Origin of the sequence: Streptosporangium fragile (assembly GCF_039534445.1) — a bacterium.
GTDB classification, from domain to species: Bacteria; Actinomycetota; Actinomycetes; order Streptosporangiales; family Streptosporangiaceae; genus Streptosporangium; species Streptosporangium fragile.
This window is the reverse complement of sequence record NZ_BAAAVI010000005.1, coordinates 43,246-68,842: the sequence shown is the minus strand read 5'-3', so window position 1 is coordinate 68,842 and position 25,597 is coordinate 43,246. Positions and strand designations below refer to the sequence as shown.

Annotated in this window: 22 protein-coding genes; 21 read left to right on the top strand and 1 reads right to left on the bottom strand. The window is 71.3% G+C overall.

Translation table 11 applies throughout. From position 1 onward, the window contains the following. Window positions 1–157 precede the first annotated feature (157 nt). Entirely contained in the window at window positions 158–2,290 is a 2,133-nt protein-coding gene (locus ABD841_RS05045; protein WP_344968339.1) for an elongation factor G-like protein EF-G2, read from the bottom strand. Window positions 2,291–2,577: 287 nt separating this feature from the next. Between ABD841_RS05045 and pgsA the strand changes: the two genes are divergently transcribed. The 21 genes from pgsA (at window position 2,578) to ABD841_RS04940 (ending at window position 25,584) form a co-directional block, all read left to right on the top strand. After that, complete coding sequence (pgsA, locus tag ABD841_RS05040; protein WP_344968337.1) at window positions 2,578–3,210, top strand: phosphatidylinositol phosphate synthase; 633 nt, start codon at window positions 2,578–2,580, stop codon at window positions 3,208–3,210. Further along, the gene (locus ABD841_RS05035; RefSeq protein WP_344968335.1) at window positions 3,207–4,121 is read left to right on the top strand and encodes a phosphatidylinositol mannoside acyltransferase; all 915 of its coding nucleotides are present in this window, start codon (window positions 3,207–3,209) and stop codon (window positions 4,119–4,121) included. The genes pgsA and ABD841_RS05035 overlap by 4 nt, the downstream gene beginning before the upstream one ends. Before the next feature lie 85 nt (window positions 4,122–4,206). Next, window positions 4,207–5,334: a glycosyltransferase family 4 protein gene (locus ABD841_RS05030; RefSeq protein ID WP_344968333.1), complete on the top strand. Its 1,128-nt coding sequence runs from the start codon at window positions 4,207–4,209 to the stop codon at window positions 5,332–5,334. Then, a complete protein-coding gene (locus tag ABD841_RS05025; RefSeq protein WP_344968331.1) occupies window positions 5,331–5,870 on the top strand; it encodes a hypothetical protein in 540 nt (179 codons plus the stop codon). Before ABD841_RS05030 ends, ABD841_RS05025 begins: the two co-directional genes overlap by 4 nt. Window positions 5,871–5,951: 81 nt before the next feature. Then, window positions 5,952–6,968, top strand: a complete 1,017-nt coding sequence (locus tag ABD841_RS05020) for a DUF3048 domain-containing protein (RefSeq protein WP_344968330.1) — start codon at window positions 5,952–5,954, stop codon at window positions 6,966–6,968. Between the two features lie 154 nt (window positions 6,969–7,122). Further along, window positions 7,123–8,037, top strand: a complete 915-nt coding sequence (pdxS, locus tag ABD841_RS05015) for a pyridoxal 5'-phosphate synthase lyase subunit PdxS (protein WP_344968328.1) — start codon at window positions 7,123–7,125, stop codon at window positions 8,035–8,037. Between the two features lie 186 nt (window positions 8,038–8,223). After that, complete coding sequence (locus tag ABD841_RS05010; RefSeq protein WP_344968326.1) at window positions 8,224–9,909, top strand: alkaline phosphatase D family protein; 1,686 nt, start codon at window positions 8,224–8,226, stop codon at window positions 9,907–9,909. 170 nt (window positions 9,910–10,079) lie between these two features. After that, window positions 10,080–10,496: a MarR family winged helix-turn-helix transcriptional regulator gene (locus ABD841_RS05005; RefSeq protein ID WP_344968324.1), complete on the top strand. Its 417-nt coding sequence runs from the start codon at window positions 10,080–10,082 to the stop codon at window positions 10,494–10,496. A gap of 50 nt (window positions 10,497–10,546) precedes the next feature. Beyond that, a complete protein-coding gene (locus tag ABD841_RS05000) occupies window positions 10,547–11,767 on the top strand; it encodes an MFS transporter (protein WP_344968322.1) in 1,221 nt (406 codons plus the stop codon). Between the two features lie 71 nt (window positions 11,768–11,838). Beyond that, a complete protein-coding gene (gene pdxT, locus ABD841_RS04995) occupies window positions 11,839–12,429 on the top strand; it encodes a pyridoxal 5'-phosphate synthase glutaminase subunit PdxT (RefSeq protein ID WP_344968320.1) in 591 nt (196 codons plus the stop codon). Between the two features lie 3 nt (window positions 12,430–12,432). Then, window positions 12,433–13,185, top strand: coding sequence for a YebC/PmpR family DNA-binding transcriptional regulator (locus ABD841_RS04990; RefSeq protein ID WP_344968319.1), 753 nt, complete (start codon window positions 12,433–12,435; stop codon window positions 13,183–13,185). Window positions 13,186–13,504: 319 nt separating this feature from the next. Beyond that, window positions 13,505–14,782, top strand: coding sequence for a cation:proton antiporter (locus ABD841_RS04985; protein WP_344968317.1), 1,278 nt, complete (start codon window positions 13,505–13,507; stop codon window positions 14,780–14,782). Between the two features lie 160 nt (window positions 14,783–14,942). Then, window positions 14,943–16,100 (top strand): GNAT family N-acetyltransferase, encoded by a 1,158-nt coding sequence (locus ABD841_RS04980; protein ID WP_344968315.1) that lies wholly within the window; start codon window positions 14,943–14,945, stop codon window positions 16,098–16,100. Window positions 16,101–16,302: 202 nt separating this feature from the next. Continuing rightward, window positions 16,303–16,905, top strand: a complete 603-nt coding sequence (gene ruvC / locus ABD841_RS04975) for a crossover junction endodeoxyribonuclease RuvC (RefSeq protein ID WP_344968534.1) — start codon at window positions 16,303–16,305, stop codon at window positions 16,903–16,905. Next, window positions 16,902–17,522: a Holliday junction branch migration protein RuvA gene (ruvA, locus tag ABD841_RS04970; RefSeq protein ID WP_344968313.1), complete on the top strand. Its 621-nt coding sequence runs from the start codon at window positions 16,902–16,904 to the stop codon at window positions 17,520–17,522. The genes ruvC and ruvA overlap by 4 nt, the downstream gene beginning before the upstream one ends. 184 nt (window positions 17,523–17,706) lie before the next feature. Beyond that, on the top strand, window positions 17,707–18,762 hold the full coding sequence (gene ruvB, locus ABD841_RS04965) for a Holliday junction branch migration DNA helicase RuvB (RefSeq protein ID WP_344968311.1): 1,056 nt from the start codon (window positions 17,707–17,709) through the stop codon (window positions 18,760–18,762). Window positions 18,763–18,989: 227 nt separating this feature from the next. After that, a complete protein-coding gene (yajC, locus tag ABD841_RS04960) occupies window positions 18,990–19,361 on the top strand; it encodes a preprotein translocase subunit YajC (protein ID WP_344968309.1) in 372 nt (123 codons plus the stop codon). Window positions 19,362–19,445: 84 nt separating this feature from the next. Continuing rightward, complete coding sequence (gene secD / locus ABD841_RS04955; RefSeq protein WP_344968307.1) at window positions 19,446–21,275, top strand: protein translocase subunit SecD; 1,830 nt, start codon at window positions 19,446–19,448, stop codon at window positions 21,273–21,275. Further along, window positions 21,275–22,315 carry a protein translocase subunit SecF gene (gene secF / locus ABD841_RS04950; protein WP_344968305.1) on the top strand — a complete coding sequence of 347 codons (1,041 nt, stop codon included), beginning with the start codon at window positions 21,275–21,277 and terminating at the stop codon, window positions 22,313–22,315. The genes secD and secF overlap by 1 nt, the downstream gene beginning before the upstream one ends. A gap of 317 nt (window positions 22,316–22,632) precedes the next feature. Further along, window positions 22,633–23,151, top strand: coding sequence for an adenine phosphoribosyltransferase (locus ABD841_RS04945; RefSeq protein WP_344968303.1), 519 nt, complete (start codon window positions 22,633–22,635; stop codon window positions 23,149–23,151). A gap of 237 nt (window positions 23,152–23,388) precedes the next feature. Next, window positions 23,389–25,584 (top strand): RelA/SpoT family protein, encoded by a 2,196-nt coding sequence (locus ABD841_RS04940; protein WP_344968301.1) that lies wholly within the window; start codon window positions 23,389–23,391, stop codon window positions 25,582–25,584. Window positions 25,585–25,597 lie beyond the last annotated feature (13 nt).

Sequence of the window (25,597 nt, the reverse complement as noted above, 5' to 3'; positions counted from 1 at the left end):
CCCCAGTCTGACACCGGAGCCACCGTGCTCAAGCCCGAAAAACGAAATCCTTTTGTGATGCCATCGTTATGCGATGGTATCTGTGGGAAGCGTGCGCCGGACGGTGTGTTTCCTCCGGGTGGCCGGTCGCCGTCCGGCGCGCGCCCTCAGGCCCGTGTCAGCCGGTCACTTTGTCCACCAGATGGGACGGGAGCGGCTCGTAGCGCAGGAAGGTCCGCTGGAAGGTCCCCGTGCCGTGTGACATCGATCTCAAATCGATGGAGTAGCGGGTGATCTCCAGCTCGGGCACCTCGGCCTTGACCAGCGTGCGCCCGTTGCCCACCGTCTCGGTGCCCAGCACCCGGCCCCTGCGGGACGACAGGTCGGACATCACCGAGCCGACGTAGTCGTCGGCGACCAGCACGGACACCTCGTCGACCGGTTCGAGCAGCAGCGTGGGCACCTTGGCCGCCGCCTCCTTCAGCGCGAGCGCCCCGGCGATCTGGAAGGCCATGTCGGAGGAGTCGACCGAGTGGGCCTTGCCGTCGTACAGCGTCACCCGCACGTCCACCATGGGATACCCGGCGACCACTCCGCGCTGCATCTGCGTGCGCACGCCCTTCTCCACCGAGGGGATGAACTGGCGCGGCACCACCCCGCCAACGATCTTGTCGACGAACTCGAAACCGCCGCCCGAGGGCAGGGGCTCGACCTCCAGGTGGCAGATCGCGAACTGCCCGTGCCCGCCGGTCTGCTTGACGTTGCGCCCCATGGCCTGGCACTTCCCGCCGAAGGTCTCCCTGAGCGGCACCCGGAGCTCGACCTTCTCCACCTCCACGCCGTGCCGCTTGCTCAACCGGTCGAGCAGGACGTCGGCGTGTGCCTCCCCCATGCACCACAGCACGAGCTGGTGCGTCTCGGGGTTGTTCTCCAGGCGCAGCGTCGGGTCCTCGGCGACCAGCCGGGCGAGGGCCTGGCCGAGCTTGTCGTCGTCCGCCTTGGACCTGGCCTGGATCGCCACCGGCAGCAGCGGGTCGGGCATGGTCCAGGCGGTCATCAGCAGCGGGTTGTCCTTGTCCGACAGCGTGTCGCCGGTCTCCGCCCGCGACAGCTTGGCCACCGCGGCGATGTCCCCGGCCACGCACTTGGCGGCCGTCCGCTGCTGCTTGCCCAGCGGCGAGGAGACGGCGCCGATGCGCTCGTCCACGTCGTGGTCCTCGTGCCCGCGGTCGGCCAGGCCGTGCCCGGAGACGTGCACGGTCATGTCGGGCCGCAGTGTGCCGGAGAAGACCCGGACCAGGCTGATCCGGCCCACGTAGGGATCGCTGGTGGTCTTGACGACCTCGGCCACCAGCGGCCCCTCGGGGTCGCAGGCGATGTCGGAGACCGGCCTGCCGTCGATCGAGGTGATCTCCGGCATCGGGTGTTCGAGCGGCGAGGGGAAGCCCTGCGTGATGAGTTCGAGGACCTCCACGGCGCCCACGCCGGTCCCGGCGGCGAGCACGGGGTAGAAGCCGCCGCGCGCGACCGCCTTCTCCAGGTCGTCGATGAGAACCTTGGTGTCGATCTCCTCTCCGGAGAGGTAACGGTCCATCAGGGACTCGTCCTCGCTCTCCTGGATGATCCCCTCGATCAGCTCGCCCCGGTAGGCCGCGATCTGCTCCTCGTACTCGGGGCCGGGGGCGTGCTCGCTCCGGCTGCCCGTCGCGTAGTTGTAGAACTTCTGGCTCAGCAGCCCGATCAGGCCGTTCACCCGGCCGTTGGTCACCACCGGCAGGTAGAGGGGCGCGACGCCGTCGCCGAAGGCGTCCTGGCAGGCGGCGAGGGTCTCCTCGAAGTCGGCCCGGTGGTGGTCGATCTTGGTGATCACGACCGCCCGGGGCATGCCGACGGACGCGCACTCCTCCCAGAGCAGCTGGGTGAGGCCGTCGATGCCCTCGACGGCCGAGACGACGAACAGCGCGGCGTCGGCCGCGCGCAGCCCGGCCCGCAGGTCGCCGACGAAGTCGGCGTAGCCGGGCGTGTCCAGCAGGTTGATCTTGATGTTGTTGTGGACCACCGGGGCCACGGTGAGGTTCACCGAGCGTTGCTGGCGCACCTCGACCTCGTCGAAGTCGCTGACGGTCGTGCCGTCCTCGACCCGTCCGGGCCGCTGGACGGTCCGCGTCGCGACCAGCAGCGCCTCGACCAGCGTCGTCTTCCCCGCGCCGGAATGGCCGACCAGCACCACATTGCGAATCATGTCCGGCCGGTCGGCCTCGGGTGCCCTCCCGGCGGCTCCCGCTGTCCCTCCGGTTGCTCTCTCCGCCACATCGCCTCCCGCGTCGTTGCCGAAGGAGCGCGGCCAGGTGGGGCCACACCCCCGGATCTCCGCTGTCGCGTCCGTACACCGCACGGACGCGGTGTGTTCACCAAATACCCATGTGGCGAATATCACAAGAGGGGTATAGCAATCCTCTTGCGAGAAGGAGGTCTTCTCGCTATTTACCCGAGCCGTCTCCCGAGGCCCGCCCGTGCCCCGAACGCCGTGCGCGCGAGGCTCGCCACTCGGCTGCGGGGCGCGCGCTCGCAGGCCAAGTGGCCTACGATCAGACCGCGATGCTGAAACTTCTGCGCCCCGCCGTCACCCGAGTCTTGACCCCGCTGGGCAGGGCACTCGCCCGCCGCGGGATCAGCCCCGACGTGGTCACCGCGGCCGGCACGCTGGGGACCGTCGCCGCGGCCCTGTTCTTCTACCCGCGAGGCCAGCTGTTCGCGGGCACGATGGTGATCACCTTCTTCGTGCTGGCCGACCTCCTCGACGGGGTCATGGCCAGGATGTCGGGGACGGGGAGCACCTGGGGCGCCTTCCTCGACTCCACCCTCGACCGGCTGGGCGACGCCGGCATCTTCTCCGGGCTGGCGATCTGGCTCGTCGTCAGCGGCCAGCCGGTGCTGGCCGGGGTCGCGCTGTTCTGCCTCGTCGCCGGGGCACTGGTCTCCTACATCAAGGCCAGGGCCGAGGGGCTGGGCATGACGTGCGACGTGGGCCTCGCCGAGCGCCCCGAGCGCCTGGTCGTGGGCCTGGTGGCCGCCGGTCTCGGCGGTCTCGGCATCCCGTACGTCCTGGCCGTGGGGCTCTGGCTGCTCGCCGCCGCCAGCGCGATCACGGTCGTCCAGCGCCTGCTGCACGTGCGCCGGCAGGCCGTCTCCGCCCCGTCCCGGCCCCTCCGCTCATCGGGAGAGCGATGACCGACAAGCCGTCCCCCCAGGATCACCTGGTCGCCGCCGCCTTCGGCGCCGGCTGGGCGATCGTGCCCCTCCTGCCCGAACGCCTCACCGCGTGGGCCTTCCAGACGGCGGCCGACCGGCTCTGGAAACGCCGCGGTAAGTCGGTGCTCCGGTTGGAGGCCAACCTCGCCCGGGTCAAGGGCACCTCCCACGCCGATCCGGCGGTCCGCGAGCTCAGCCGCGCGGGCATGCGTTCCTACTTCCGCTACTTCCACGAGGTGTTCCGGCTCCCGCACATCCCCGCCGGCGAGCTCCTCGCCCGCATGCACGTCACCGGGAGCGAGCCGGTCTACGAACACCTCGCCCGGGGGCGCGGCGTGGTCCTCGCCCTGCCGCACATGGGCAACTGGGACCAGGCGGGCGCCTGGTTCATCGCGACCGGCCACCGGTTCACCACGGTCGCCGAGCGGCTCCGGCCCGAGTCGCTGTTCCGCCGCTACACGGCCTTCCGCGAGGGACTGGGCATGGAGGTGCTGCCGCTCACCGGCGGCGACGGCCACACCTTCGGCACGCTCGCGCAGCGCGTGCGCGCGGGCCAGGCGGTGGCGCTGCCCGCCGAGCGCGACCTGACCGCCAGGGGCGTCGAGGTGCAGTTCTTCGGCGCGGCCACGCGCATGCCCGCCGGCCCCGCCCTGCTGGCCGTGCACACCGGGGCCCCGCTCATCCCGGCGATCCCCTATTTCGCCGGGCGCGACTGGGGGCTGGACTTCCACGAGGAGATCCCGGTCCCGGCCGAGGGCGACCGGAGGGAGAAGGTGGCCGTCGTCGCCCAGAGCCTGGCCACCGTCTTCGAGAAGGGCATCGCCGAGCACCCCGAAGACTGGCACATGCTCCAGCGCCTGTGGCTCGCGGACCTGGAGCCGCGGCCGTGAGGCGCCGGGCGCGCCCGCCGCGGGGCCGGCGGGCGGCGACGCGGGTGCCGGGGGCGGGACGCCCGCGGAGGGCGGTGGGGGAGCGGTGAGGATCGGCATCGTCTGTCCCTACATGTGGGACGTGCCGGGCGGCGTCCAGGTCCACATCCGCGACCTCGCCGAGGCGCTCATCGAGGACGGCCACCATGTCTCGGTGATCGCCCCGGCCGGGGAGAACGCCCCGCTGCCCTCGTACGTGGTCTCGGCGGGCCGCGCGGTGCCCGTCCCCTTCAACGGGTCGGTGGCGAGGCTCTCGTTCGGCTTCCTGTCGGCGAACCGGGTGCGCCGCTGGGTGCGCGAGGGCCGCTTCGACGTGTTGCACGTGCACGAGCCGGCCATCCCGTCGCTGGGCCTGCTCGCGTGCTGGGTGGCCAAGGGGCCGATCGTGGCCACCTTCCACGCCTCCTACGCGGGCTCCCGCTCCTTCTCGGCCACCGCGGCGGTGATCATGAGCGCGCTGGAGAAGGTCACGGGCCGGATCGCGGTGTCCGACGCCGCGAGGAAGACCCTGGTCGAGTTCCTGGGTGGCGACGCCGTGCTCATCCCCAACGGGGTGACGGTCGCCCGCTACGCCGAGGGCGAGCCGCTGTCCGGCTGGGACGAGGGCGAGGTGATCGGCTTCCTCGGCCGGATGGACGAACCGCGCAAGGGCCTGCCGGTGCTGCTGGAGGCCTTCACCCTGCTGGCCCCGGAGCGGCCGTCGCTGCGCCTGCTGCTGGCCGGGCCCGGCGACGCCGGCGAGGTGCTGGGGCGGGTGCCGCCCGCCCTCCACGACCGGATCGGCCTGCTCGGCCTGGTCAGCGAGGAGGACAAGGTGCGCGCGTACCACACGGTCGACGTGTTCTGCGCGCCCAACCTGGGCGGGGAGAGCTTCGGCATCGTGCTGACCGAGGCGATGTCGGCCGGCGCGGCGATCCTGGCCAGCGACATCCCGGCCTTCCGCAAGGTGCTGGACGACGGGCAGGCCGGGGCGCTGTTCACGACCGGTGACCCCGCCTCCCTCGCCCGCGAGGCCGCCGCGCTGCTCGACGACCCCCTGCGCCGGGCCAAGCTGTCGGACGGGGCCCGCAACGCCGTGCGCAAGTACGACTGGTCCACGGTCGCCCGCGACGTGCTGCGCGTCTACGAGACGGTGGCCAGCACGGCGGGGGTCGAGGAGGACGACGTCCGGTGACGACCACGCTGGTCCTCGTGGCGGGCGCCGTCGTCGTGCTCGCCGCCGTCTACATCTCCTGGCGGGCCGGTCGGCTGGACCGGCTGCACATCCGGCTGGAGCTGGCCCGCGAGTCGCTGGACGCCGCCCTGGTGCGCCGGGCCGCCGTCTGCCTGGAACTGGCCGGTTCCCGGCTGCTGGACCCGGCGACGAGCCTGGTGCTGGCCGCCGCGGCCCACGAGGCGCGCACGGCCGGGCCCGAGGAGCGCGAGCACGCCGAGAGCGACCTGTCGCGCACCCTGCGGGCGGTGATCGACCAAGACCGCCTCCGCGACCGGCTGGCCGAGACCCCGGCGGGCCCGGACCTGCTGGAGGAGCTCGACGGCGCGGTGGCCAAGGTCGTCTACGCGCGCCGCTTCTACAACAACGCGGTGGAGGTCACCCGGACGGCGCAGCGCCGCTGGCTCGCGCGCACGTTGCGGCTGGCAGGGCACACCGACTATCCCGACTTCTTCGAGATCGACGACGCGCCCCCGAAGGCACTGGCCGCCGAATGAGTCGTACATAGACCGGGGTATCTGACAAGTCGGACACCTGTAAGCTCTTGGCGATTCGTGGCCGACTTGAGGAGATGAGCCGTGCGGGTGCCCCGGATGATCGCCGTCACGCTGGCGGGAATCGCCGTTCTCGCCCCGGCCGCGGCCTGTTCCTCCGACGACCCGGCCCCGGCGGGCAACGCGCCGGTCGCGGCCGGAGAGCCGAGCGCGGCCCCGACCCCGACGCCCGAGCCCACGCACCCGTTCACCGGGCTCCCCGGCGCGGCCCGCCGGCCGGTGCTGGCGGTGAAGATCGAGAACACCTCGGCGGGCAAGCCGCAGCTCGGCCTCAAGAGTGCCGACATCGTCTACGTCGAGCAGGTCGAGGCCGGCCTGACCCGGTTGATGGCGATCTTCTCCTCGAAGATCCCGGCCAAGGTCGGCCCGGTCCGCAGCGCCCGCATCTCGGACCTGCACATCGTGCCGCAGTTCGGCAAGCCCGCCTTCGCCTACTCGGGCGCGCAGACCAAGATGCTCCCCATCATCGCGCAGGCGTCGCTGTTCGACGTCTCCGACAGCCGGGCACCGGGCGCGTACTTCCGGCAGCCGGGGCGCTTCGCCCCCTACAACCTCTTCGCCAACACCCGGCAGCTGCTGGCCAAGGCGCCGGGGGCGAGCAAGGCCAAGGACATCGGCCTGACCTTCGGTGACGCCCCCGAGGGAGGCGTGCCGAGGAAGGCGTACACCGTCAAGTATCCCGCGGCCCGCTTCACCTTCGCCTGGTCGGAGGCGGCCGGCAAGTGGCTCATCTGGCAGGACGGCAAGAAGGACATGGCCGCCGAGGGCGGCCAGCTCGGCGCCCCCACCATCGTGGTGCAGTACACCAAGACCGAGCGTTCGGAGTTCCACGACAAGAACCAGAGCTACACCCCGCTGGTGCACACCACCGGCGAGGGCAACGCGATCGTGCTCCGCGACGGGCAGGCCTTCAAGGCCAGGTGGTCGCGTGAGAAGGAAGAGGACGGCACCGTCTTCACCACACCGGACGGGAAGCCGATGAACTTCGCCCCCGGGCAGGTCTGGGTCGTCCTGGCCTCCCGTAAACCGGTCATCCCCTGACGCGCGAGCCGTACATCATGTCCAAGAAGATCGCATAAGCACGACAAGGTGGTGTGTAAGGGCACAGCCTGCTCAGCACCTACCATGGAGGCGTGGCGGCCGCCCCTCTGCGGCGGCCCGTGATCCGCAACCAGCCGTCGTGAGGTAGAGACCCGTGTCCAGCAGCACGCCCGAAGTCACCGAGACCGCCGTCACCGGAACCGCCCGGGTGAAGCGCGGCATGGCAGAGATGCTCAAGGGCGGCGTCATCATGGACGTCGTCACCCCCGAGCAGGCGAAGATCGCCGAGGACGCCGGTGCCGTCGCCGTCATGGCCCTGGAGCGCGTCCCCGCCGACATCCGCGCCCAGGGCGGGGTCTCCCGGATGAGCGACCCCGACATGATCGACGGCATCATCAACGCCGTGTCCATCCCGGTGATGGCCAAGGCCCGCATCGGCCACTTCGTCGAGGCCCAGGTCCTGCAGTCGCTGGGCGTCGACTACATCGACGAGTCCGAGGTGCTCACCCCGGCCGACTACGCCAACCACATCGACAAGTGGCGGTTCACCGTGCCCTTCGTCTGCGGCGCGACCAACCTGGGCGAGGCCCTGCGCCGCATCACCGAGGGTGCGGCGATGATCCGCTCCAAGGGGGAGGCCGGCACCGGTGACGTCTCCAACGCCACCACGCACATGCGCAAGATCCGTGGTGAGATCAAGCGCCTGACCTCGCTCCCCGAGGACGAGCTGTACGTCGCCGCCAAGGAGCTCCAGGCGCCGTACGAGCTGGTCGCCGAGGTCGCCAAGACCGGCAAGCTGCCCGTCGTGCTGTTCACCGCCGGCGGCATCGCCACCCCGGCCGACGCCGCCATGATGATGCAGCTCGGCGCCGAGGGCGTCTTCGTCGGCTCGGGCATCTTCAAGTCGGGCAACCCGGCCCAGCGCGCCGCCGCGATCGTCAAGGCCACCACCTTCTACGACGACCCCGACGTCATCGCCAAGGTCTCCCGCGGCCTGGGTGAGGCCATGGTCGGCATCAACGTCGACGACATCCCGGTCCCGCACCGTCTGGCCGAGCGCGGCTGGTAGCGGTCCCCGTCCCCGTCCGGCCGGGGGGTCACCGCCGTCCGGCCCGGCGCGGGGATGGAAAACTTCATCGAAGGCGGCCTCCGTGAAGGAGGCCGCCTTTTGCATGTCCGGAGAAATTCACTTCGACGTCATGCTCCTCAGCGAGGCTGACGGGCGTTCTCGCCCCATCAGCCTCGGAGGCCCCCCTTGTCGCATTTCTCCCGGCGCTCCTTCCTCGTCACCGGCATCGCCGCCGGCGCGGTCGCGGGCATTCCCGCCGCGGCCCACGCCGACCCGGCGGACCCCGCCCAGGAGACCTCCGCCTCGCTGGCCTCCCGGGGCCTGCGCTCCGATCCCTTCACGCTCGGCGTCGCCTCCGGGGACCCGTCCGCCGACGGTTTCGTGATCTGGACCCGGCTGGCGCCCCGGCCTCTCGCCGAGGACGGCCTGGGCGGCATGCCCGCGCGGCCCTTCCTCGTCCAGTGGCAGGTCTACGGCGACGGGTCCGGCAGCCGCGTGCTGCGCCGGGGCGTGGTCGCGGCCACCCCGGAGTGGAGTCACAGCGTCCACGTCGAGCTGGGCGGGCTTCCCGCGGACCGGGAGTTCTGGTATCGCTTCAAGGTCGGCCCCTACGTCTCGCCGATGGGCCGGGCCAGGACCGCCCCGCACGCGCTGTCGTACGGCTCCCCGCTGGCAATGGCCTTCGTCTCCTGCGCCCAGTACGAGCACGGCTACTTCACCGCCTACCGGCGCCTGGCCGAGGAGCACCCCGACCTGGTGCTGCATCTGGGCGACTACCAGTACGAGTACCGGCGCGACACCTACACCATCCCCGGCGGCAACATCCGCCACCACGAGGGCCCCGAGACCGAGACGCTGGCCGGCTACCGTCAGAGGCACGCCCAGTACAAGACCGACCCCGACCTGCAGGCCGCGCACGCCGCCGCCCCCTGGCTGGTGGTGTGGGACGACCACGAGCTCGACAACAACTGGGCCGACGAGGTGCCGGAGAAGCCGGAGGTGCCCCAGCCGAACTTCCTCGCCCGGCGCGAGGCCGCCTTCCGCGCGTACTACGAGAACATGCCGCTGCGCCGCGCCTCCATCCCGCGGGGCATCGACATGCAGCTGTACCGGCGCGTCCGGTGGGGGAGGCTGGCCACCTTCCACATGCTCGACACCCGTCAGTACCGCAGCGACCAGGGCTGCGGCGACGGCTACCGCGACTGCCCGGCCGCCGTCGACCCGGCCCGCTCCATCACCGGCGAGGCCCAGGAGCGCTGGCTGCTGGACGGCTTCCGCGAGTCGCGGGCCCGCTGGGACGTCATCGGCCAGCAGGTCTTCTTCGCCCAGCGTGACAACAACGCCGGGCCGGCCAAGATCACCAGCCAGGACGCCTGGGACGGCTATGTCGCCTCGCGGCAGCGCATCACCCAGGGCTGGCTGGACGCCGGGGTGCGCAACCCCGTGGTGCTCACCGGCGACGTGCACGCCCACTGGGCGAGCGACCTCAAACTCGACTACGACGACCCCACCACGCGCACCGTCGGCGCCGAGCTGGTCACCTCGTCCATCACCACGGGCGGCGACGGACGCGACTCCGACCCGGCGACCCACCCGTTCCTGACCATCAACCCGCACCTGAAGTTCTACAACAACCAGCGCGGCTACGTGATCACGCGGATCGAGCGCGAGCTGCTCACCGCCGATTTCAAGGTGCTGCCGCAGGTCACCCAGGCGGGCGCGGCGGCGCACACCAGGGCGACCTTCGTGATCGAGGACCGGGTCCCCGGCGTGCAGCAGACGTACCTGCGCCCGGTCGAGCCCTCGGCCGCCCGGATGCCGGAGATCGACGCGATCCGGGAGACCGTGGACCTGGAGACCAAGCGTCCCTGACCCCACCGCGGCCGGCCGGGCTTCCGCACCGTCCGGCCGTGCCGCGGTCGTCCGGCCGTGCCGCGGTCGTCCGGTCGCCGGGCGGGCGGCGCTCCCGCCGGGGCGGCGTCCCGGGACGCCGCCCGTGCGCCGGAATAATAGTTAGTCAGGCTAAGTTAGACTAGCTAACCATGACGACGGACGACCTGGCCGAGAGCCTTTCCCGAGAACTGCGCCACCTCGTGCTGCTGCTGCGCCGCGTGGCGGCCGGGCAGCCGGTCACCAGCCAGCAGTACGCCGTGCTGGGCTCGCTGGAGGGTGGCCCGCGCCGGATGACCGAGCTGGCCGAGGAGCACGGCGTCCAGCTGCCCACCATGACCGTGCAGATCAACCGCCTGGAGGAGCCGGGCCTGGTGGCGCGCGCAGCCGACCCGGCCGACGCCCGTGTCCGCACGGTGGAGCTCACCGGGGAGGGCCGCGCCCGCCTGGCCGCCGTGCGGCGTGCCCGCGTCTCCTACCTCACCGCCCAGCTCGCCGCACTCACCCCCCAGGAGCGGGAGGCCATCGCCGTCGCCCTGCCCGCGCTGGCCAAGCTGGGCCGCACCTGACCCGTGCCCGACCCCGTGCCCGGCCTTCCCGCACCGAAGGAGTCACTTCCATGTCCGCACGGAGCCCGGAGGGAATCCTCCGTCAGCCGATGTCCGTCTGGGCCACCGCGTTCGCCGCGGTCGTCGCCTTCATGGGCATCGGCCTGGTCGATCCGATCCTGCCCTCCATCGCTCGGGGCCTGGACGCCGGCCCCAGCCAGGTATCGCTGCTGTTCACCAGCTACTTCCTGGTCACCGCGGTGGCCATGCTCGTCACCGGGTGGGTCTCCAGCCGGATCGGCGGCAAGCGCACCCTGCTGCTCGGCCTGGCCCTGGTCGTGGTCTTCGCCGCACTGGCCGGCACCTCCGGCGGCGTGGGGGAGCTCGTCGGCTTCCGCGCCGGCTGGGGTCTGGGCAACGCCCTGTTCGTCGCCACAGCTCTGGCGGTCATCGTCGGCGCGGCCAGCGGCGGTGCCGAGTCCGCCATCATCCTGTACGAGGCCGCGCTCGGCCTGGGCATCTCCCTGGGCCCGCTGGTCGGCGCAGCCCTCGGCGACTGGAACTGGCGCGCCCCCTTCTTCGGCACCGCCGCCCTGATGGCCGCCGGATTCGTCCTCATCGCCACCATGCTGAGGCCCACCCCTCGGCCCGCCGTCCCCACCCGCCTCGGCGATCCGATCCGCGCCCTCGCCCACGGCGGTCTGTCCACCACCGCCTTCACCGCGTTCTTCTACAACTTCGCCTTCTTCACCATCCTCGCCTTCACCCCGTTCATCCTCGACATGACGCCGTACGGCATCGGCGCTGTCTTCTTCGGCTGGGGTGCCCTCGTGGCCCTGGCGTCGGTCTTCGGCGCTCCGGCCCTGCGCCGGAGGATCGGCCCGGCCAGGGTGCTCCACCTCTCCCTGGGGCTGCTGGCCGTCCTGCAGGTCGCGATCGCGCTGTCCGGTCTCGCCGGGCTCCGGCCCGGGATCGTCGTCGCCGTCGTCCTGGCGGGCGTCCCGATCGGCCTGAACAACACCGTTTTCACCGAGGCCGCCATGGAGGTCTCCGACGCGCCCCGGCCCGTCGCCTCGGCGGGCTACAACTTCGTGCGTTGGATGGGCGGGGCGCTCGCGCCGTACGTCGCCACCAAGCTGGGCGAGGACGTGGGCCCCGCCGTGCCGTACTGCCTCGGCGCGTTCTGCTGCCTGGCGGGGATGGCGGTCCTGCACCTCCGGCGCCACCACCTGGGCCGCCTGGAGCGGGCCGGCGGCGACCGCGCCGTCCGGGGCGTCCCGGTCGGGGTGTGATCCGGTTTGGGGCGATCCGTGGAGTGGCCATACGCTGAGGGGGAATTCCGCGTTCGTCGAGAGGACCACCGGTGACCGTCGCCCCCACGATCGGCGTCTTCGCGTTGCAAGGAGACGTGCGAGAGCACGTGCGCTCCCTGGAGGCGGTGGGCGCCACCGCGGTGCCCGTACGACGCCCCGCCGAGCTGGAAGCCGTCGACGCACTGGTCATCCCGGGGGGCGAGTCCACCACGATGTGGAAGCTCGCCGAGACGTTCGAGCTGCTGGAGCCGCTCCGGATGCGGATCAAGAGCGGCATGCCCGCCTACGGTTCCTGCGCGGGGATGATCATGCTGGCCGACCGCATCGAGGGCGGCATCGAGGGCCAGCAGACGATCGGCGGCATCGACATGGTCGTCCGCCGCAACGCCTTCGGCCGCCAGGTCGACTCCTTCGAGGCCGACATCGACTTCGCGGGCCGCGGGGAGATGCGTGCCGTCTTCATTCGTGCCCCGTGGGTGGAATCGGTGGGTTCCGAGGTCGAAGTGCTGGCACGGGCTGAACCTGGGGATAGGATCGTCGCGGTCCGCCAAGGACCGCTGCTCGCCACGTCCTTCCACCCGGAACTTACCGGGGATGTCGGTGTGCATTCATATTTCGCTGAGATGGTGAGGGAGTTCTAGGCGATGTCCGGCCACTCCAAATGGGCGACGACGAAGCACAAGAAGGCCGCGCTCGACTCCAAGCGCGGCAAGCTGTTCGCCAAGCTCATCAAGAACATCGAGGTCGCGGCCCGGACGGGCGGCCCCGATCCGGACGGAAACCCGACGCTGTACGACGCCATCATCAAGGCGCGTAAGAACTCCGTCCCGCTCGACAACATCGAGCGCGCCCGCAAGCGCGGCGGCGGCCTGGAGGCCGGCGGTGCCGACTGGCAGACCATCATGTACGAGGGTTACGCCCCCGGCGGTGTGGCGGTGCTGATCGAGTGCCTCACCGACAACCGCAACCGCGCGGCCTCCGAGGTCCGCGTCGCGCTGACCCGCAACGGCGGCTCGCTGGCCGACCCGGGCTCGGTCTCCTACATGTTCAACCGCAAGGGCGTCGTGATCGTCCCCAAGGGCGACCTGTCCGAGGACGACGTGCTGACCGCGGTCCTCGACGCGGGCGCGGAGGAGGTCAACGACCTGGGCGACCAGTTCGAGGTCGTCTCCGAGGCCTCCGACCTCATCCCGGTCCGCAAGGCCCTGCAGGACGCCGGGATCGACTACGACTCGGCCGAGTCCAGCTTCATGCCGACGCTGAACGTCCCTCTCGACGAGGAGGGCGCCCGCAAGGTCTTCCGGCTGATCGACGCCCTGGAAGACAGCGACGACGTGCAGAACGTCTGGGCCAACTTCGACGTCTCCGACGAGGTCATGGAGAAGCTCGACGCGTGACCGCCCCGGTGGTGCCCGCCCCTCGGGGCGGGCACCGCGCGTTTTCCGGGCCGATGCCCGTCGGGAGCCGGTCGCCCGGTACCTCCGCGGGGGACGCCCGAGACGGGGCGGGCGCGCGGGCGCGCGACGTCCCGAGGAGGATCGGGCGCCCGGCCTGCCGCGCGGGCGGCGGGTGCGCCCGGCGTCCGCGGGCCGTTCCACCTGACGGGCGTGTGGTTTCACGGGCATCCGGCACCTGAGGGGAAAACCTGGTGTTTCCTTATGATTTGGTGCTGTCCGTGAGGTTTGTCCGCCAGGTCGGGGGCATATCACGCGGACGATGGGTAACCCTGATCTGATCTTCGTGGTGGCGGGGTGCGCCGCCCTGTTCGCCGCCGTGCTGCCCCGGCTGCTCAACCGGCGGCCCTTCTCGCTGCCGCTGGCGTGCCTGCTCGGCGGGCTGCTGCTCTACGCCTTCCCCCTCGACCTGCCCCGCCCCGACCCGGTCGCCCACCGGGCCCTGGTCGAGCATGCCACCGAGATCTGTGTGCTGATCTCGCTCATGGGCGCCGGGCTCGCCATCAACCGGCCCTTCGGGCGGCGCAACTGGTCCTCCACCTGGCGGCTGCTGGGCTGGACGCTCCCGCTGACCGTCGGGGGCGTGGCCGCCGTCTCGTACGGGCTGCTCGGCTGGCCCCTGGCGGCCGCGCTGCTCCTGGGCGCGGTGCTCGCCCCCACCGACCCGGTGCTCGCCTCCGACGTGCAGGTGGGCGAGCCCGTCGACTCGGAGGAGGACGACGACGAGGTCCGTTTCACCCTCACCTCCGAGGCCGGTCTCAACGACGGCCTGGCCTTCCCGCTGGTGTACGCGGCGATCACGCTGGCCCTCAGCGGGGGCGCCGGGTGGATCGGCGAGTGGGCGCTGGTCGACCTGCTCTACCGGTGCGCGGCGGGCGTGGTCTGCGGGCTGCTGGTCGGCGGGCTGCTCGGCCGGATGTTCTTCCGGGCCCAGGTCTCCAACCTGCGGCTGGCCGAGCATCGCGACGGCTTCGTGGCGCTGGCCGCGACCTTCCTGGCCTACGGTCTCACCGAGCTGGCGCACGGCTACGGCTTCATCGCGGTGTTCGTGACCGCGTGCACCATCCGGGCCGCCGAGCGCGGCCACGGCTACAACGGCGTGCTCCACGGCTTCATCGAGCAGATCGAGCGGCTGTTCACCGCTTGGCTGATCGTCCTGCTCGGGGGCTTCGTCGCGGTGGGCGGTCTGTCCGCCCTCACCTGGCGGGGCGCGGCGGTCGGCCTCCTGCTGCTCCTCGTCATCCGCCCGCTGACCGGATGGCTCGCCACGCTGGGCGGTCGCGCCGGACCCCGTGAGCGCGTCGCGACGGCGTTCTTCGGCATCCGCGGCATCGGCTCGCTGTTCTACCTGGCCTACGCCCTCGGCCAGGCCGACTTCGGGGTGCCCGCCGAGGAACTCTGGGCGGTGGTCGCCTTCACCGTCCTGGCCTCCCTGGTGGTGCACGGCATCTCGGCCTCGCCGGTGATGAACCGCCTGGACCGCCTGCGCGTCCGTGCCGGGCGCGAGCGGGACGCCGAACCCGCCGCCCAGCACCTGTGACGGGGCGTCGATCGGCTCCGGTCGGGCGTACGGCACCTGTGGCCGGGCGCACGGTGACGTCGACCGGGCGTACGGCGGCTCCGGCCGGGCGTACGGCGGTGGCAGGGGCCGTCCGAAAAGGGTTCGCCCCGTCCGCGGTTCGTGCCTATGTTGGGCGACTGTGGAAATACGCATTCTGACCGTCGACGACCTCGACGCGGTGTTCGACAGCCGCAGGCGAGCCTTCGGGCCCATCCCCGCGGGAGACCTTGACGACTGGCGGGCGCAGGTCGTCCCCACTCTCGCCGCGGGGCGGTACCTCGGCGTCGTCGACGGTCCCCGGCTGGTCGCGACGAGCAGGATCAACGACTTCACCCAGTGGTGGCACGGCAGGCCGATCTCCATGGGCGGCGTCGCCTCGGTGACGGTCGCCCCCGAGGAGCGGGGCCGCGGCGTCGGCCGGATGATCATGAACGCCACCATCGACCGCTGCGCCGCCCTCGGCCACCCGGTCTCGGCGCTCTACCCGGCCACCACGCGCATCTACCGCTCGCTCGGCTGGGAGCACGCGGGCGCCATGCACCGGGCCACCCTGCCGGCCGAGGCGCTGCGCGCGATCAGGCCCACCGAGCAGGTCAAGATCCGCCGCATGGGCCCCGACGACGTCGCCGAGGTGCTCTCGGTCATCGGCCGGACCCACGCCGCCGCCAGGGCCTCCGGCCCTCTGTGCCGGAGCGAGGAGACCTGGCGCCTGTGGCTGGCGGAGGAGGACGACTTCCTCTACCTCGCCGACGACGGGTTCGTCATCTACCGGTGGGACGGCCGCGACATCGCGGTCGACACGCTCCTGGCCGGTTCCGAGGCCACCGCCCGGACCCTGTGGTCGCTGGTCGGTTCCTCGTCCTCCGTCGCCGAGTCGGTCCACGCCGTCGTCGCCCCCGACGACCCGGTCCTCTGGCTGATCGGCGAGCGCTCGCACGACCTCGTCAAGCAGACCCGCTGGATGTTCCGCGTCGTCGACCTGCCCGCGGCCGTCGCCGGGCGAGGCTTCCCGGCGAACGTCACCCTCGACGCGGTCGTCCGGGTCGACGACCCCCAGCGCCCCGGCAACTCCGGCCTCTGGCACCTGTCGGTCGCCGGTGGCGTCGGCGCCGCCCGGCCCGCCGAGGGGGTACGGGACGCCGTCCCCGCCTTCACCGCCGGCGGCCTGTCGGCCCTGTACGCCGGGGTACCGGCGGCCACGCTGCGCCGCGCGGGGCTCCTGTCCGGCCCGGCGGACGCCGACGAGACCCTCGACGCCGCCTTCCACGCCAAGCCGTACTCGCTGGACTACTTCTGACCTTCCCCGGTTCCTCGGCTCCGGCTCCCGGGCTCCCGGGCCCCGGCTCTTCCGGCGGAGCCTCCCTCCCGCCGGCGGCCTCCCGGCGGGAAACCGCCTTCTACGGGGGCCCGAGTGCCGTGCGCGGCGTGCCCGCACGCGGTAGAGTCGGGCACCGAACAGGTGTTCGGCGAGTGGAGGCGTGCCGGTGCGGTTGCCCGAGCTGCGGGTGATGGGGGTGGATCCCGGGCTGACCAGGTGCGGGCTCGGCGCCGTCGAGGGGCGGCCCGGGGCGCCGCTGCGGCTGGTCAAGGTCGGGGTGGTCCGCACTCCCGCCGACGACGGGATCGGGGCCAGGCTGGTGGCGATCGAGACCGGCATCGAGCGGTGGCTCGACGAGGTCGAGCCCGACGCGGTGGCCGTGGAACGGGTCTTCGCCCAGCACAACCTTCGCACGGTCATGGGCACCGCCCAGGCCTCGGCCGTGGCGATCCTGTGCGCCGCGCGCAGGGGCCTGCCGGTCGCGCTGCACACGCCCTCCGAGGTCAAGGCCGCGATCACCGGTAGCGGCACGGCCGACAAGCAGCAGGTCGGCACGATGGTGACCCGCCTGCTGCGCCTGGACGCCATGCCCAAGCCCGCCGACGCCGCCGACGCGCTCGCCCTGGCGATCTGCCACGTGTGGCGGGGCGGCGCCCAGAGCCGGCTGGCCGAGGCCGCCGCCGAGGCGGCGGCCAGGGCGAAGGACGGCCCTGGCACGACCGCCGCGGCCTACTTCCGCGGGCGGGGCAGGGCCGCCGGTTATTCGAGAGGAACCACAAAGTGATCGCCTCGGTGCGAGGACAGGTGACCGCGATCGCGCCCGACGGTGCGGTCGTCGAGGTCGGCGGGGTGGGCGTGCTCGTGCACTGCACGCCGGGCACGCTGGCCACCCTCAGGGTGGGGGAGGAGACCAGGCTGGCCACCTCCCTCGTCGTCCGCGAGGAGTCGTTGACGCTGTACGGCTTCGCCGGCGACGACGAGCGCGTGATCTTCGAGATGCTCCAGACCGCCAGCGGGGTCGGCCCCAAGGTCGCCCTGGCGATGCTCGCGGTGCACACGCCCAACGCGCTCCGGATGGCCGTGGCCGCCGCTGACGTCAAGGCCCTGACCAGGGTTCCCGGGGTCGGCCCGAAGGGTGCTCAGCGCATCATCGTCGACCTCAAGGACAAGCTCGGCACGCCCGAGGAGGCCGTCAACGCCGCGCTCGACGGCCGCTCGGCCGCGCCGGCCTGGCGCGACCAGGTCCACTCCGGCCTGGTCGGTCTGGGCTACTCGGCGAAGGACGCCGACGAGGCGGTCGCGGCCGTCGCCCCGCAGGCCGACGCGGAGGCGGCCGTGGGCCGTGTCCCGCAGGTGGCCGCGCTGCTCAAGGCCGCGCTCCGCGCGCTGAGCGTTCGATGACCGGCCCCGTCGAGCCGGCCCGTGACGGCCGCGGGCGGCCGGGCCGCGCCGGCCGGCCGGGGGAAGGCCGCGGGACCTCCCGTCGCACGGCGCCGCGGGGGCGTGGGCTGCCGCGCCACGGGGCACGGCCGCGCGGGGGCCACCGAGCGCCCTGCCGTACGGTGGCAGCCATGAGGGAGGGCGCGTGAGCGAGCGGGATCTGGTGTCGCCGGACGCCGACGGCGACGAGAAGTCGATCGAGGCCGCGCTGCGGCCCCGGCGCCTGGAGGAGTTCATCGGCCAGGCCCGGGTGCGCGAACAGCTCTCGCTGGTGCTGCAGAGCGCGCTGCGGCGCAACCGGCCGCCGGACCACGTGCTGATGAGCGGCGGTCCCGGGCTGGGTAAGACCACCCTCTCCATGATCATCGCAACCGAGCTGTCGGTGCCGATCCGGATCACCTCGGGTCCCGCACTGGAGCGGGCCGGCGACCTGGCCGCGATCCTGTCGACGCTGTCGGAGGGCGAGGTCCTGTTCATCGACGAGATCCACCGGATGGCCCGGCCCGCGGAGGAGATGCTCTACCTCGCGATGGAGGACTTCCGCGTCGACATCGTGGTGGGCAAGGGACCGGGGGCGACCGCGATCCCGCTGGAGATCGCGCCGTTCACCCTCGTCGGCGCGACCACCAGGGCCGGCATGCTCCCCGCGCCGCTGCGCGACCGCTTCGGCTTCGTCGCGCACATGGACTTCTACGCGGTCGAGGAACTGGAGCAGGTGCTTCAGCGCTCCGCGCGCCTGCTGGGCGTCGCGCTCCCCGACGACGCCGCCCGCGAGATCGCCGGTCGCTCGCGCGGCACGCCCCGCATCGCCAACCGCCTGCTGCGCCGGGTCCGCGACTTCGCGGAGGTCCGCGCGGACGGGATCGTCACCCGCGACATCGCCTCGGCCGCGCTCAACCTCTACGAGGTCGACGCCGAGGGGCTCGACCGGCTCGACCGGGCGGTTCTCGGCGCGCTGCTGCGCAAGTTCGGCGGCGGTCCCGTGGGATTGTCGACGTTGGCGGTCGCCGTGGGGGAGGAGCCGGAGACGGTCGAAGTGGTCGCCGAGCCGTTCCTGGTGCGGCAGGGCCTGCTGGCCCGCACCCCGCGCGGCCGGGTCGCGACCGCCGCCGCCTGGGCGCATCTCGGCCTGACCCCGCCCCCGGACGCATTCGGCGCCGCGTTTCTCGTTGATCTTGAGGATGGCGGCGGTCAGGTCTAACGTTGGGGTTGGGTAGGGAAGCTGTACAGAGTTGATCACAGATCGATGACAACAGTATCGAAATGGGAACTTCCCTGCGTGCCGAATCGTGACCTCGTTGCCGCGCTTCTAACAGCTCGCCTAAACTCCGTGGCTTGGCTGGCTGTGTAGGCTGACGTGCTGAGCGGCGTGGCCCGTATATGACGTCCGGCGATCGGCCGGTCATTCTCAAGAGAGGGAGCGGCCCTGTGGGCGGCAATTATTCGAGCCTCATCATGATCGCTCTGATGGTCGTGGTGTTCTACTTCCTGCTCATCAGGCCGCAGCGCAAGCGGCAGCAAGAGCAGATCCAGATGCAGAACAGCCTCACGCCGGGCACCCGCGTCATGACCACGACAGGCCTTTTCGCGACCGTGGTGGCCATCGACGCCGACGACGTGATCCTGGAGATCGCCCCCGGCGTGGAGACCCGCTGGGTCAAGGCGGCCATCGGGCGCGTCGTGACCCCTGTCGCCGACGTCGAGGAGAGCGCCGGGGAAAATCCCAAGACGGCCGGCGACGCGGTGGAGACCTCCGAGCAGCAGGGTGACGACCACGACTCGACGACCAGGAAGCCGTGAGCAGGTTCACCACCGATCCCCTATAACCGAAAGAATCGACGACCAGTGGCCCGACCGACCAGCGGCCAGAGCAAACCGGGACGCATGCTCCTGGTGCTTCTGGCGATCATTCTCGCCATGGGCGGGGTGATGTTCCTGAACAAGGCATTCACCCCCGAGTATGGCCTCGACCTCGCCGGCGGCACGACCGTGACGCTGCAGCCCATCACGCCGAACGGGAGCGCTCCTTCCGAGGAGAGCCTCAACCTGGCCGTGAACATCATCCGCGACCGGGTGAACGGCAGCGGCATCTCCGACGCCGAGGTCGCCAAATCCGGCGACAACATCGTCATCTCCGTCCCCGGAGTGGGCCAGGAGGAAGTCGTCAAGCTGGTCGGCACCACCGCGGAGCTGCGGTTCCGCCAGGTGCTGGCGATCGGGCCCGGAACGCCCGCGCCGCCGGGTGAGCTGCCCACCCAGGCGCCCACTCCCACCCCCTCTCCCGCGGCGTCCGGCGGCCAGGGGGCCACGACCCCCACGCCGAGCCGCTCCGCGGCGCCCCGGCAGACCGCCGAGCCCGGCCCGAGCGGCTCGCCCGCCGGCCGCGCCCTGTCGTCGGCGCTCACCAACCCCAGCCCCGCCCCCTCGGCCGAGCCGAGCGGGCGCGCCACCCCGTCCGCGAACGCCCGCCGGGGCAGCGCGGCGACCGCCACTCCGTCCGCGAGGCCCCGCCGGAGCACCACCGCGACCGCCAAGCCGGAGGCGAGCGCCACCCCGACGCCGCAGCCGACGGCCTCCGACGACCCGCTGGCCGGCGTCGACACCACCGGCATCGACCCGGCGGCCCTGGAGCGCTTCAAGACGCTCGACTGCGCCAAGGAGATGGGTCAGGGCGCCCAGGACGACCCGAACCAGCAGTACGTCGGCTGCGGCCTCGAAGACGGGAACGACGCGGACCCCAAGAACGACGTCTACGTCAAGTACATCCTCGACAAGGCCGCCGTGACCGGCACTTCGATCGACAGCGCGACCTCCGGCGTCGACCAGACCACCGGCGAGTGGCTCGTGCAGCTCTCCTTCAAGGGCCAGGGCCCCGAGCAGTGGTCGAAGGTCACCACCACCGCCTTCAACTCGCAGGCCCCGCGCAACCAGGTCGCCATGGTCCTCGACGGCGTGGTCATCTCCGCGCCGGTCATCCAGGAGCCCATCACCGGCGGCCGGGCGCAGATCTCCGGCGGCTTCACCCAGCCGACCGCCGACGAGCTGGCCAACCAGCTCAAGTACGGCGCGCTGCCGCTGAAGTTCGAGAAGAGCTCCATCGACGAGGTCTCCTCCACCCTGGGCGCCGACCAGCTCCGCGGCGGCCTCATCGCCGGCGCGATCGGCCTGCTGCTGGTGGTCGTCTACTCGATGCTCTACTACCGGGGCCTGGGCATCGTCTCGGTGCTGAGCCTCGTGGTGGCCTCGGTCCTGACCTACCAGGCGGTGGTGCTGCTCGGCGCGTTCGCGAACTTCCGCCTCTCGCTGCCGCACATCATCGGCCTGATCGTCTCGATCGGCATCACCGCCGACTCGTTCATCGTCTACTTCGAACGCATCCGCGACGAGATGAAGGAGGGTCGCCGCTCGCTGCGCGCGGCCGTCGAGGTCGCCTGGGTCCGCGCCCGGCGCACCATCCTCATCGCCGACGCGGTCATGTTCATCGCCGCCGTGGTGCTGTACTTCCTGGCGGTCGGCGGCGTGGCCGGGTTCGCGTTCGCGATGGGCCTGACCACCCTCATCGACATCGCCGTGGTGTTCATGTTCACCAAGCCGTTCGTCGCGCTGCTGGCCCGGCTGAGGTTCTTCGCCAAGGGGCACAAGCTCTCCGGTCTCGACGCCGAGCGCATGAGCGAGACCGTCACCGCACCCAAGACCGCTCCGCAGGAGGCCTGATGTCCGGCATCGCGCGCCGGCTGTACCGGGGCGAGGTCAACGTCGACTTCGTCGGCCGCAGGAAGCTCTGGTACGGCCTCTCCGCCGCCCTGCTGATCTTCTCCATCGCCGGCCTCGTCGTGAACGGCCTCAACCTGGGCGTGGAGTTCAAGGGCGGGTCGGTCTTCTCCTTCAAGCCCGCCCAGTCCACGACCATCGAACAGGTGCGCGGCACGTTCACCGACGCCGGCCTGCACCAGGTGATCGTGCAGGAGACCAACAACGGCTGGCGGGTCACCACCGAGAGCCTCTCGCCGGAGAAGGTCACCGAGGTCCAGAAGACGGCGGCCGAGAGCTTCGGCCTGCAGCAGAACGACGTCACCCTCCAGGTGATCGGCGCCTCGTGGGGCGGCCAGGTCGCCGACCAGGCCATCCTGGGCCTGATCGTCTTCATGCTGGCGATCATCCTGTACCTGACGATGGCCTTCGAGTGGAAGATGGCGCTGGCCGCGGTCGTGGCGCTCCTCCACGACCTGGTGATCACCGCCGGCGTCTACGCCTGGTCCGGTTTCGAGGTCACCCCGGCGACCCTGCTGGGCTTCCTGACGATCCTCGGATACTCGCTGTACGACGCCGTCGTCGTCTTCGACATGATCAAGGAGGTCACCGCCAAGCTCGGCACGACCTCCAAGATGACCTACACGCAGGCCGCCAACAACGCCCTGAACCACACGCTGATCCGTTCGCTGAACACCACCCTGGTGGCGATCCTGCCGGTCGCGGCGATCCTGTTCATCGGCACCACGCTGTTCGGCGCCGGGACGCTGAAGGACCTGTCGCTCTCGCTGTTCGTCGGAATGATCGTCGGCACCTACTCCTCGCTGTGCGTCGCGACGCCGCTGCTGGTCACCCTGAAGGAGCGCGAGCCGCGCTACCAGGCGATCGCCCGCAGGCTCGCCGCCACCGGCGGGGCGGGCGCCGAGGTCAAGTCCGCGCGCCAGCCGGTGGGAGCGGGGGCCAACGGCGCCCCGTCCAGTGGCGAGAAGCGCAAGAAGAAGTAGCCCGGACAGGCCGCGCCTCCGCTCCCGCAGGGAGCGGAGGCTTTTTCCGTAAGGAAGTGACCTTGATCTCCTCCCCACGGCCGAGGCCGGGAGATTCCGATCCTCGCGGATCGGGTCTCCCACCGCACCGGCGGTCGCCACTGGACGGACCGGGCGAGGTCTCACAGGTCTCGGCGGGCGTCACATCCGGCCGGTCCGGCGGCGGGACCGGTGGTGCGGTCGTCACCACCGGACACTCGGTAGCGTAAAAGGCGCATCAAGTAACCATCGAGCGTTTCCCGGGGCTGAAACCCGGGGTCTCCACACGGAGGAATTCAATGACCGACCTGACCAGCCTGATCCTCGACCGGATCCGCGACGTGCCCGACTACCCCCAGCCGGGAGTGCTCTTCAAGGACATCACCCCGCTGCTCGCCGACCCGGTGGCGTTCGCCGCGGTGGTCGACGCGCTCGCCGGGTCGTACGAGGTGGACAAGATCGTCGGTATCGAGGCCCGGGGGTTCATCCTGGCCGCCCCGGTCGCCCACCGGGCCGGCGCGGGATTCGTTCCGGTACGGAAGAAGGGAAAACTCCCCTCCGAGACGCTTGAGGCGTCCTACGATCTGGAGTACGGCTCCGCCACCATCGAGGTCCATCGAGACGCCTTCCTCCCCGGTGAGCGCGTCCTCATCGTCGACGACGTGCTCGCCACCGGAGGCACGGCGCGCGCGGCGGTGGAGCTGGTCCGCAGGGCGGGCGCCGACGTCGTCGCCATCGCCGTGCTCATGGAGCTGGCCTTCCTCAAGGGCCGCGACCGCCTGGTCGACGTCGAGTTGCACTCCCTCGTCGTCGTCTGATCGGCCCCGCGGACGAATGCACCCAAGCCGGTCTGGATACACTGAGGGATCTGGACTCGAACTTAAGGAGTCTGCGTGCCCCGTGATGTGGTCGTCCCCGACGTGACCGCCGCCGGCGGCGGCCCCGAGACGGCCGTCCCGGCAGGCGATGCCGGTTCCACCGTGTCCGGAGCCACCGAAGAGAAGCCCGCGGTAAGGCGCAGGCTCGCACGCCTTGGGGGGCAATGGGGTGGCACCATGAATCCCGTGCTGGAGCCGCTCTTCCGTACGGTCCGGGCGACCCATCCGAAGGCGGACCTGCGGCTCATCGAGCGTGCCTACGACGTGGCGGCCTACCACCACCGTGACCAGAAGCGCAAGAGCGGCGACCCGTACATCACCCACCCCCTCGCGGTCGCGACGATCCTCGCGGAGCTGGGCACCGACGACGAGACCCTCTGCGCCGCGTTGCTGCACGACACCGTCGAGGACACCGCCTACGGGCTGGACGAGCTGCGCGCCGACTTCGGCGACAACATCGCCCTGCTGGTCGACGGCGTCACCAAGCTCGACAAGGTCAAGTTCGGCGCCGCGGCCGAGGCCGAGACCGTGCGCAAGATGGTCGTGGCCATGTCCCGCGACATCCGGGTGCTGGTGATCAAGCTCGCCGACCGGCTGCACAACATGCGCACCATGCGTTACCTGCCCGAGCACAAGCGGCACCAGAAGTCCCGGGAGACGCTGGAGATCTTCGCGCCGCTCGCCCACCGGCTCGGTATGAACACCATCAAGTGGGAGCTGGAGGACCTCGCGTTCGCCATGCTCTACCCCAAGCGGTACGACGAGATCGCCCGGATGGTGTCGGAGCGCGCCCCGCGCCGGGACCTGTTCCTGCAGGAGGTCATCGAGAAGGTCTCCGGCGACCTGCGCGAGGCCAAGATCCGTGCGGTGGTCAAGGGCCGCCCCAAGCACTACTACTCCGTCTACCAGAAGATGATCGCCAGGGACGTCGCCTTCGACGACATCTACGACCTGGTCGGCATCCGGGTGCTGGTCGACACGGTCCGCGACTGCTACGCCGCCCTCGGAACGATCCACGCGCGATGGAACCCGGTCCCCGGCCGGTTCAAGGACTACATCGCGATGCCCAAGTTCAACATGTACCAGTCGCTGCACACCACGGTCATCGGCCCCGAGGGCAAGCCGGTGGAGCTGCAGATCCGCACCCACGCCATGCACCACAGGGCGGAGTACGGCGTGGCGGCGCACTGGAAGTACAAGGAGGAGATGACCGCCCCGGGTTCTCCCGGGTCGAAGCTGAAGCCCGCCAGCGACATGGCGTGGCTGCGGCAGCTCCTCGACTGGCAGAAGGAGACCTCGGACCCGGGGGAGTTCCTGGAGTCGCTCCGCTTCGACCTGTCGGTCTCGGAGGTCTACGTCTTCACGCCCCGGGGCCAGGTCATCGCCCTGCCGGAGGGCGCCACGCCCGTCGACTTCGCCTATGCCGTGCACACCGAGGTCGGCCACCGGTGCATCGGCGCCCGGGTCAACGGCCGCCTGGTGCCGCTGGAGTCGCGGCTGGGCAACGGCGACACCGTGGAGATCTTCACCTCCAAGTCGCCCGACGCGGGGCCGTCGCGCGACTGGCTGAAGTTCGTCAAATCCGGCCGGGCCCGTAACAAGATCCGTCAGTGGTTCTCCAAGGAGCGCCGCGAGACCGCGATCGAGGCCGGCAAGGAGGCGATCGGCCGGGCCATGCGCAAGCAGGGCCTGCCGCTGCAGCGCCTGATGTCCGGAGAGTCCCTCCTGGCCCTGGCCAGGGATCTGCGCTACACCGATGTCTCGGCGCTCTACGCGGCCGTCGGTGAGGGCCACATCGCCGCCCAGGCGGTGGTGCAGAAGCTGCTCACCTCCATCGGCGGGGTGGAGGGCGCCGAGGAGGACATCGCCGAGACCTCCGTGCCGACCAAGCTGCGCGGGCGTCCGCGCGGCAGCGGCGGCGCCGGCGTGGTGGTCGCGGGTGACTCCGACGTCTGGGTGCGCCTGTCGCGCTGCTGCACGCCCGTGCCCGGCGACGAGATCATCGGTTTCGTCACCCGCGGGCACGGGGTGTCGGTGCACCGCACCAACTGCCCCAACATCGAGCAGCTCAAGTCGGAACCCGACCGCCTGGTCGAGGTCTCCTGGTCCGCCGCGGACGACTCGGTGTTCCTGGTCGCCTTGCAGGTCGAGGCGCTCGACCGGCCCCGCCTGCTGTCCGACGTCACCCGCACTCTCTCCGACCAGCACGTGAACATCCTGTCGGCGTCCGTCACAACGTCCAGGGACCGGGTGGCCATCAGCAGGTTCACCTTCGAGATGGGCGACCCCAAGCACCTGGGCCACGTGCTGAAGGCCGTCCGCAACATCCCGGGCGTCTACGACGTCTACCGCGTCAGCGGCGCCGGCTCCTGACCGTGCGGCCCGG